Consider the following 3324-nt stretch of genomic DNA (forward strand, 5'->3'; position numbering starts at 1 on the left):
CTATTGGCTCACCTACGCCACAGTTGTCTGTTGCTTCGAACATCGGTGCCATTACTTCTGGGTTACAGCCTAAATCACCACTCTCATCATCTGTTGTGATTACTGGTGCTTCTGTATCTACTGTCCAAGTGTATGTTACAGAAACTGTTTCTGCTACATTTCCACATGGGTCTGTATAGTTCGCTGTCCAAGTCTGGCTGTATGCACAGCCGTCATTTGTTGGTCCTGATGTCTCGGCTTCTAAATCTATCTCGCCTGCACAGTTATCATCTGCCTTAAACATTGGTGGTACAATCTCTGGATTACATCCTAAATCGCCACTGGTGCCATTGGTAGTAATTACCGGTGCTTCTGTATCTACTGTCCATGTGTATGTCACACTTACAGCCTGTGCTTGGTTACCACAGTTATCTGTAACATTTGCTGTCCAGGTCTGGCTGTATGCACAACCGTCATTTGTTGGTCCAGCTGTTGTTACTATTGGCTCACCTACACCACAGTTGTCTGTTGCTTCGAACATCGGTGCCATTACTTCTGGGTTACAGCCTAAATCACCACTCTCATCATCTGTTGTGATTACTGGTGCTTCCGTATCCTGTGTCCATGTATAAGTAATGCTTAATGATTCCGCTTCATTTCCACAGTTATCAGTAACATTTGCTGTCCATGTTTGAGAATAAGAGCATCCATTTGTGCTTTCTGGTCCATTAGTAGTAACTACTGGCTCACCTACACCACAATTGTCTGTTGCAGTGAATATAGGAGCTGGTGGTTTTACGTTACAACCTAATTGACCGCCTTCAACATCAGCCGTGATTATTGGCGCTTCTGTATCTACTGTCCATGTGTATGTTACACTTACAGTTACAGCTTGGTTACCACAGTTATCTGTAACATTTGCTGTCCAGGTCTGGCTGTATGCACATCCGTCATTTGTTGGACCTGCTGTTGTTACTATGGGCTCACCTACACCACAGTTGTCTGTTGCTTCAAACATTGGTGGTACAATCTCTGGATTACATCCTAAATCGCCACTTTCATTATCTGTTGTGATCACTGGTACTTCTGTATCCTGTGTCCATGTATAAGTAATGCTTAATGATTCCGCTTCGTTTCCACAGTTATCTGTAACATTTGCTGTCCATGTTTGAGAATAAGAGCATCCATTTGTGCTTTCTGGTCCATTAGTAGTAACTACTGGCTCACCTACACCACAGTTGTCTGTTGCTGTGAATATAGGAGCTGGTGGTTTTACGTTACAACCTAATTGACCTCCTTCAACATCAGCCGTGATTACTGGTGCTTCCGTATCTACTGTCCAAGTGTATGTTACAGAAACTGTTTCTGCTACATTTCCACATGGGTCTGTATAGTTCGCTGTCCAAGTCTGGCTGTATGCACATCCGTCATTTGTTGGACCTGATGTCTCGGCTTCTAAATCTATCTCGCCTGCACAGTTATCATCTGCCTTAAACATTGGTGGTACAATCTCTGGATTACATCCTAAATCGCCACTGGTGCCATTGGTAGTAATTACCGGTGCTTCTGTATCTACTGTCCATGTGTATGTCACACTTACAGCCTGTGCTTGGTTACCACAGTTATCTGTAACATTTGCTGTCCAGGTCTGGCTGTATGCACAACCGTCATTTGTTGGTCCTGCTGTTGTTACTATTGGCTCACCTACGCCACAGTTGTCTGTTGCTTCGAACATCGGTGCCATTACTTCTGGGTTACAGCCTAAATCACCACTCTCATCATCTGTTGTGATTACTGGTGCTTCTGTATCTACTGTCCATGTGTATGTTACAGAAACTGTTTCTGCTACATTTCCACATGGGTCTGTATAGTTCGCTGTCCAAGTCTGGCTGTATGCACAGCCGTCATTTGTTGGTCCTGATGTCTCGGCTTCTAAATCTATCTCGCCTGCACAGTTGTCATCTGCCTTAAACATTGGTGGTACAATCTCTGGATTACATCCTAAATCGCCACTGGTGCCATTGGTAGTAATTACTGGTGCTTCTGTATCTACTGTCCATGTATATGTCACACTTACAGCCTGTGCTTGGTTACCACAGTTATCTGTAACATTTGCTGTCCAGGTCTGGCTGTATGCACATCCGTCATTTGTTGGTCCAGCTGTTGTTACTATTGGCTCACCTACACCACAGTTGTCTGTTGCTTCGAACATCGGTGCCTCTACTTCTGGGTTACAGCCTAAATCACCACTCTCATCACCTGTTGTGATTACTGGTGCTTCCGTATCTACTGTCCAAGTGTATGTTACAGAAACTGTTTCTGCTACATTTCCACAGTTATCTGTAACATTTGCTGTCCATGTCTGACTGTATGCACATCCGTCATTTGTTGGACCTGTCGTTGTCACTATTGGCTCAACTGCGCCACAGTTGTCTGTTGCTTCGAACATAGGTGGTACCAATTCAGCATTACAACCTAAATCGCCACTCTCATTATCTGTTGTGATTACTGGTGCTTCCGTATCTACTGTCCATGTGTATGTCACACTTACAGCCTGTGCTTGGTTACCACAATTATCTGTAACATTTGCTGTCCAGGTCTGGCTGTATGCACATCCGTCATTTGTTGGACCTGCTGTTGTTACTATGGGCTCACCTACACCACAGTTGTCTGTTGCTTCAAACATTGGTGGTACAATCTCTGGGTTACAACCTAAATCTGTATCCTGAATTTCCATAATGGAAATGTTATCAATCTTTAAGTTTGTTCCTCCATTTGTTCTTATATATGTCCTATTTAGTCCAGCTAAATAAGTGACTTCTTGACTGTAATATCCATTTGAGTTTGCTGTAGTTGAAAAATTATTACCTACACTTACTCTAACGCCTCCAGATACATAATCAGAAACTTGAAAACTAACTATATATGTTTTTCCAATTTCAATAGCTAACGCATTCTGATAATTATTCTTACCGCCATTTGTATTGTTGATAGCATGGAATTTACCATTTTCTATAATAGAATTATCAGTAATCACCCAATTTTGATTAGAAGAGAAATCTCCATTATCAACCAATTCACCAATTGATATAACTGGTGCTTCTGTATCCTCTATCCAAGTATATGTAACACTAACTGATTCAGCTTGATTACCACAGTTGTCTGTAACATTTGCTGTCCATGTCTGACTGTATGCACAACCATCATTTGTTGGACCTGCTGTTGTTACTATTGGCTCACCTACGCCACAGTTGTCTGTTGCTTCGAACATCGGTGCCATTACTTCTGGGTTACAGCCTAAATCACCACTCTCATCATCTGTTGTGATTACTGGTGCTTCTGTAT

The 3324-nt window shown here is 42.5% G+C and carries 1 protein-coding gene; it reads right to left on the bottom strand.

Features of this window, described 5'->3' with window-relative positions:
• Positions 1-3324: hypothetical protein (locus C1S72_RS14360; protein ID WP_162920006.1), on the bottom strand; the 3324-nt coding region annotated here is incomplete at both ends.

It is taken from the genome of Hanstruepera ponticola (assembly GCF_002940745.1).
Taxonomy (GTDB): Bacteria; Bacteroidota; Bacteroidia; order Flavobacteriales; family Flavobacteriaceae; genus Hanstruepera; species Hanstruepera ponticola.